This is a genomic window from Virgibacillus alimentarius (assembly GCF_017874635.1).
Taxonomy (GTDB): domain Bacteria; phylum Bacillota; class Bacilli; order Bacillales; family Amphibacillaceae; genus Virgibacillus_B; species Virgibacillus_B alimentarius.
The window spans coordinates 22,307-28,966 of record NZ_JAGIKX010000032.1 but is presented as its reverse complement, the minus strand read 5'-3'; the positions used below and the strand labels follow the sequence as shown (position 1 = coordinate 28,966).

8 protein-coding genes and 1 pseudogene are annotated in these 6,660 nt (G+C 32.7%); 6 read left to right on the top strand and 3 right to left on the bottom strand.

Translation table 11 applies throughout. The features are described 5' to 3' along the window. Positions 1 to 224 precede the first annotated feature (224 nt). From J2Z81_RS13175 to J2Z81_RS13155, 6 genes and pseudogenes are all read left to right on the top strand, one after another. A pseudogene (locus J2Z81_RS13175) lies at positions 225 to 803 on the top strand (ABC transporter ATP-binding protein); the annotation flags it as partial. Positions 804 to 1,059: 256 nt separating this feature from the next. Beyond that, positions 1,060 to 1,227 (top strand): sensor histidine kinase, encoded by a 168-nt coding sequence (locus tag J2Z81_RS15900; RefSeq protein WP_226374390.1) that lies wholly within the window; start codon positions 1,060 to 1,062, stop codon positions 1,225 to 1,227. 28 nt (positions 1,228 to 1,255) lie between these two features. Further along, entirely contained in the window at positions 1,256 to 1,504 is a 249-nt protein-coding gene (locus J2Z81_RS15895; RefSeq protein WP_226981368.1) for a hypothetical protein, read from the top strand. Continuing rightward, a complete protein-coding gene (locus J2Z81_RS15890) occupies positions 1,501 to 1,635 on the top strand; it encodes a serine hydrolase (protein WP_226374388.1) in 135 nt (44 codons plus the stop codon). The genes J2Z81_RS15895 and J2Z81_RS15890 overlap by 4 nt, the downstream gene beginning before the upstream one ends. 30 nt (positions 1,636 to 1,665) lie before the next feature. Next, complete coding sequence (locus tag J2Z81_RS13160; RefSeq protein WP_156947722.1) at positions 1,666 to 1,848, top strand: hypothetical protein; 183 nt, start codon at positions 1,666 to 1,668, stop codon at positions 1,846 to 1,848. Between the two features lie 594 nt (positions 1,849 to 2,442). Next, the gene (locus tag J2Z81_RS13155) at positions 2,443 to 3,882 is read left to right on the top strand and encodes a bifunctional metallophosphatase/5'-nucleotidase (protein WP_226371540.1); all 1,440 of its coding nucleotides are present in this window, start codon (positions 2,443 to 2,445) and stop codon (positions 3,880 to 3,882) included. A 287-nt stretch (positions 3,883 to 4,169) separates the two neighbouring features. Here the strand turns inward: J2Z81_RS13155 and J2Z81_RS13150 are convergent, their stop codons facing one another. From J2Z81_RS13150 to J2Z81_RS13140, 3 genes are all read right to left on the bottom strand, one after another. Next, entirely contained in the window at positions 4,170 to 5,201 is a 1,032-nt protein-coding gene (locus tag J2Z81_RS13150) for a S66 family peptidase (RefSeq protein WP_226371539.1), read from the bottom strand. A gap of 161 nt (positions 5,202 to 5,362) precedes the next feature. After that, positions 5,363 to 6,061 carry an ATP-grasp domain-containing protein gene (locus J2Z81_RS13145; protein WP_226371538.1) on the bottom strand — a complete coding sequence of 233 codons (699 nt, stop codon included), beginning with the start codon at positions 6,059 to 6,061 and terminating at the stop codon, positions 5,363 to 5,365. Beyond that, on the bottom strand, positions 6,034 to 6,630 hold the full coding sequence (locus J2Z81_RS13140) for a hypothetical protein (protein ID WP_226371537.1): 597 nt from the start codon (positions 6,628 to 6,630) through the stop codon (positions 6,034 to 6,036). Before J2Z81_RS13140 ends, J2Z81_RS13145 begins: the two co-directional genes overlap by 28 nt. Between the last annotated feature and the right edge of the window lie 30 nt (positions 6,631 to 6,660).

The window sequence follows — 6,660 nt, the reverse complement described above, 5'->3', positions numbered from 1 at the left end:
ATATTTTGTTCGTTTCATGATGTTAGCCTCCTTGACACTAAATAGTATATTATAATTAACTCTTAGTGTCTAAGTTCATTTAGGGGCTTATGTGACACCAATGCTAAAGAATCATGAAGTGGAATGGGTCTTTTTGTAATCTTAAGGTTTTCTTAAGGAACCTATTTAGTTTTTTATGATTTACATCTTATACTAAATGTAGAGCGAATAAGGAGGTAAACCAGATGAGTAAATATATTTTAAGAACCAATAAACTTTCAAAAAAATATAGAAATGATTTCGCTATTGAGAATATCAATATTACAGTAAAAAAAGGCGAAATATATGGATTAATTGGTCAAAATGGTGCTGGTAAATCAACAATGCTACGTTTAGTAACGGGGCTTGCCTTTCCAACAGGAGGATCAATAGATCTGTTTGGTAATGATAATCCAAATATGATAACTGAGGTACAAAAAAGAATGGGAGCGATTATCGAGAATCCAGCATTTTTTTCAAATATGAGTGCATATGAAAATTTGGAAGTTCATCGATTACAAAAAGGTATTCCCGGTAAGGACTGTATCAAAAACACAATAGAACTTGTAGGGCTTAAGGATACGGAAAAGAAAAAAGTGAAAAATTTTTCACTGGGAATGAAGCAAAGACTTGGACTTGGAATCGCATTAATTAGTGATCCAGAATTCTTAATTCTTGATGAGCCTACAAATGGCCTGGATCCAATGGGAATTGTTGAATTAAGAGAGTTAATAAAAAAATTAAACCGTGAAAGAGGGCTTACCGTCTTAATATCAAGTCATATATGTAACAATCGATGTTTTAATAAATTTTTATGATCGTTTTAACGAAAAGTATGGAGCCCATTATTCATATGCCAGAGCATGATGTCATTATCATCTCAGATGATTCAGCCGTAACAAGGGTCATAGAAAATTTAATTTTCAATGCGATTACCCACTCAGATGGAAATATAATCATAAGTCTTGAGGAAAAGGATTCAAAGGCCAGACTAACTGTAAGAAATGATACGCATTCATTAACTGAAAAGATGTTAATCGGATGTTTGATCGATTTTATATGGCAGATCAATCTCGATTAGGCAATAGTACAGGATTAGGTTTGTCGATTGTGAAGAGCTTTATGGAAAAAATGAACGGGAAGATTATCGGGCAACTAAATGATGGACAATTGTCTATTGTTTGGGAATGGCGAATAGTCAATAAATAAACTTAGAGGCAAGAATGGAGTATAGCATATGTGTAGGAAACAACGTATTGTTTTTCTAATGACAATTATTTTATTGAGTATATGGAGCCGGCCTTTATCAGCTCATGCTGCAAAAGCGTTCGATACAGCAGAGGTCGATGAATTTGTTACGAGTTATTTGGAACGAAACGGACTGTCTGGCGCAACTATTGTAGTCGTAAAGGATGGGAATATAGTGTATGAAAAAGGGTATGGTCATGATTCCAAGGGGGAAGCCGTAACAGAAAGTCACTCATGAGAATCGCTTCTGGTTCCAAATCATTAACGGCATTTGCTGTGTTACGGCTCGTTGCTGAAGGAAAAATTCAACTAGATGATCAGGTAGTGAAATATTTACTAGCATTTCTAGTGGAAAAAGTGAGTAATTAATGGCGCCATAAAAGCGGGGATTCAATCATATTGTCACGTACGGGAGAGGTCGTTATCATCACCCATGAAAACCAATTACATGTTCAACGTGAACTAACCGGTAATTACGGCCATATAAAATCTCTAACGGTTGTTAATGATAGCAACGAAGGTTATTTGGAAAGTAAGTTACCACAGAAAATGTTAAGTATGAAAAAGTTATTGGAATTATAACTCTTGCTAGATGAATCAGGTGGTGAAAAAAACATAAAATTTATTAAGTTATTCAGGACTCTCTTTGGAGAAAGTTTGGGGCGTTCTACTTTAATGATATTCATGAAATAGGATATGGAAGAATGTAGTAAAGACTATTAAAAATAAAGTTACCTTAGTGTACAAGTTCTATATAAATCACTTCTTGTTAGGATAAATTATAAAACACTTGCTAATTTCCTGGGTTATACAAGTGTTTTTCAACAATGATAACCGAACCTTGCAATATCCTTAGAAAATTCTGTGTTAAGATTAATTCATATTGTGAAGAAATGTACTTCAACTAACGGGTGCAAGAGTTGAAGATGAGATATCGAATACAGCTATTCTATTCTACGCTTACAAATAACCATATGTTTATACATTTAAAAAATAATTACAGAATTAGAAAGAATCTTCCAATTATATAGTGTTTTTTGTTACAATTATAAAAAGTGTAATAAGGCTTTCATGGATGGTGGATCACTCCCTTTAGATGATAGCCCCTTACTAGGAATCAACCCTTAAACGAAAAGTAGTTATGTTAAGAATATCCAAACTAAAAGGATGATTTCAATGTCTACAAATAGATACTTACAGACTGTACAATTAGATATCTTTTGTAACACAGATTTTTTGGGAGCATTAAAAGAAGATAATTGTATAGGTGCAGCTAAATTTACAATGTGCATGAAACAATTAAAAGCAAGAAATTCTACTGGTTCAGTTGTTCTTGATGCTGGGGATGCTTTTATGGGAACACCTCTATCTAATTTTTATTATGGGAAACCTGTAGTTGAAATGATGAATGAGAATGAGTATGATGCAATGGCAATTGGGAATCACGAATTTGATTGGGGAACAGACAGATTGCTTAAAACATTAAATACAGCAAATTTTAATGTTTTAAGTGCGAACCTTTTTTATAATCATGGTGAGAAAGTCGAGTGGGCAAAACCTTATGTTATTGTAAAGAAAAAGGGAGTTTCCATAGGGATCATAGGTTTATCTACTGTTGAAACACCATACACGACAGCATCTTCAAATGTGAAAGAATACGTTTTTAGGCAACCTATTAAAGTAGTAAAAGAATTAATACCTAAGGTAAAAGAAGATGGTGCAGATATTATCATTCTTTTGGGGCATTTGCCAGTATATTTTAATGGGGGAAAACCAGCAGGGGAGTTGATTGATCTAGTTGACTCAACTGAAGACATCGATGTTGCGATCGGTGGTCATAGCTTTATACCCTATGCTACGCTAAGAAACGATATACCTATTGTTCTTACATCTCCCCGCGGTTCTATGATAGGGCATATTAGGATTTGCTTTAATCGAAAAGCTAATCAAATTATAAATAAAGAAGTGAAATTAATTGACTTAAATAGAAGATTTAATAATTTAAATCCTGATCAGAAGATACAAAACATGGTTCAACAATACGATAAAGGGTTAAATAAAAAGTTCTCAAAGGTCATTGGGAGAACAGATAAAGACCTATTTGTTAAGCCAGATCAACAATTTGAGTTAGGAAGTTGGATTAGTAATACAATATGTAAAAATACCTCAGCTCAAATTGGATTTTATAATCCCTATGGAATTTTTGGCGATATTTATTCAGGAGATATAACGGTTGGCGACATTTATCGAATTTGTCCATTTAACAGTTTCCTCGTATGTTCAAAATTAACCGGGAGACAGATCCTCGAAATACTTAGTCAAAGCGTAACGCTTGAGAAAGGTATGTTACAGATATCTGGACTTCGGGTAAAATTAAGTTCATTTACTGAAAAAGAATACACAATAAAAGATAAAGATGTCCGTTTACTAGATGGTAAACCATTAAAGCTTGATGAGTCTTATACGGTAGGAACTACTGAATTCTTGGCAAGTGGTGGTGATAAATTCAAAACATTTACAGAGGTTTCATGGAAAAAAACACAGATAAAACTTAGAGCAGCTTTAACGGACAGAATAAAAAAAGAGGGTACTATAAAAAGTAAATTATTTTACTAGATTTTATACTAGAATATAATGGGGATAAGCGTTGGCCCCGCTTAAGTAAAAATCAGTTTAGTAATGTCTTCGTTTGCTTTATGCGAACTTAATAGACACAATGACTTAGATAATGAACATTGTGTCTTATTTTTTAAACTTTTGTAGGTTTTGTATTAATACTATATTCATATACTATGATACCCTCAATGAAAGGGGTATTTATCTAATTTCTCATGATAATAACAAGGGATAAGTTGGCAGGAACTTTTTCAAATTTTAAGGAAAATATTTAATAAAAAATATAATTATTGAAATGTCATTGTAACCATTCCTTTTCCTTTAATTGAGCTTACTTCTCCCCAAACTCCGTTAACTAGAGTAAGCTGGGGTGGCTTATGTCCGATATCCACATCATAAATTACAGGAATATTTAAATCACCAAATACTTCTTCAATAATACCTTCCATATCAAATTCTTTTATAGAACTATAATTAGACGGTCTCCCTAACAAAATACCATTTGTATTTTTAAACCAGTTATTTTGTTTCATTTGCCAAAGGGATCGATATATTTCTGCTGCATCCCATCCAATTGATTCAAAATACCATATAACACCCTCAGTTAGATAATTATAAATAAATTTTTCCACAGGAGCAAACGGAGTTCCTATCAAATTAGTTAGAGTATTTTGACAGCCACCAAGAAGATGCCCTGACATTGTAGCCTTTTCTCCTTTAAATACTTTCCACTCAGTGGGCTTATCTAAAAAAAATCCATCTTTATTTTGAAACGCATTATCCCAAGAGCTTTGGTATTTTCTAGATGATTTTTGCACTACTGTTTCTCTATATGAGGTATTTAACACCTTTATCCAAGAAGCTGTTACAGGGTCCCAACTTTCAGATGACAAATCAATAAAATTTGTACCATGAGCAGTTGCATTTCCCGTTAATAATGTATATGCAAAGTTAAGAGTGCTAATATCGGAGTATCCAAGAATCCACTTAGGTTCACTTCTTCTAATTTTTTTCCAATCCAATAAAGGGAGTACTTCCATTAATAATTCCCCTCCCCATGGTGGGATTATAGCATTTATATTATCATCTAATAAAAATTTCGTCAGTTCCTGTGCACGTATTTCTTTTTTACAACTAGTAATGTTTTCACCATTCCATACTGTATTACCTATTTCCACAAAAAAACCCAATTGTTCAAGATTTTTTTTAGCTAGGCTGACTAATGGATGAAAATCTTTCTTAACACCAGATGATGGAGCAGTTATAGCAATCTTGTCTCCTTGTTTTAAAGGCTTAGGATAATTAATATTTTGACTCATAAGAACTACCTTTCTTTTTTTATAGCTTTTATAAATGAGTTGTATGACTCTATAAAACTGGAGAGAAATGCCAGGAAAATTCAAGTCAGTGTACCTTCCTCCACCATATATAAGGAAACTAGTAATATATGTTACTGTACTTAAAGGGAGTTTGTTGTACATCAGTCCTGTGTTATTATATTTATATACTTATGCATGTCATTCATTAGTTGGTAAGTCTCTTCGAAAGATTCTGTTTTAAGGATAATATGACCTATTCGATTATTATCTTTGGTATAAATTCTCTCTCCCTTTTCTATGTATGAGCTAAGTTCAACAATGTCAAAGTCAGTTTCTTCAACTTGTATTTCATAAAACTTTTTTCCTGACATTTCTTTTGGACAGCTTATAAAATATATGGAAGCATAGTTTCCATTGTAATTGGAATAATCTATTTTTTGGTTGTCTCGATCTTGTTTTGCAAATCTATCGGTTGCACATCTTATAGCTATATCTGAGGTATCTACCTTTAAAACTTCATCTACTAATCGGGGAATATAGTCACCTCCAAGTCTTGCCCCCAATTCAATAACATAGGGAATATTATTGTTTAACCTTATTTCACTATGAGTAAAGCAATTTTGAAGACCTAAAGCCTTATGTGCTTTAATAAGTTCCTGGTAAATAACGTCACGTATCTCTTTCGAAATCGAAGTATCTGGAAAAATATGACCTTTTTCATTAAAAAAAGGTCCCTTTTCTATAAATTTTTTGGTAATACCTATTGGATAGAATTCTTCTTGAAAAACAAATCCTTCAACACTATATTCTTTCCCATCAATATATTCTTCAGCTAATACTGTACTTGGAAGACTGTACATTTCACTAAGAGATAGATTTCTCCATCGAAATTTAGCTCAAAATCCGCACATAGTGGATAATTAATTTTTTTAGGTAGCTCCTCATATGAATTAACTTTAACTACCCCTAAACTCCCCATTAACGCCGAGGGTTTAAGAACTAATGGATACTCCCAATCTTTTAGTGCATACATTTCTTTTCTAGAATTTAAAATTTTATAATCCGGACTTATAACCCCATAGGACTCAAACGCTACGCGCATTCGGTCCTTAAAACGAAAAGAATCCCCACTATACTTGGAAATTAAGGGTAAATTTAATAACTTTGCTATTTTATTTGCCAAAGGAATACTTCCTTCATTAAAACATAATACACCCTCAAATTTTTCAGTTTCATGTTCTTTAATCACATTTTCCATTATATAGGGCCAGTTAGATAACCTGGTTAAAATAACTTTATCAAACTTTTGCTTATCCCATACAGCATTAAGTTCATTTATGAGAGTTAAACGGTAATTGTTGCAGATTAACTTATCAACAACATACCTGCGTATTTTAGGATCACCTTGTTCAACAAGTAATATACGCAAAATGTACTCACCTCCCTTTTATTTGAATAA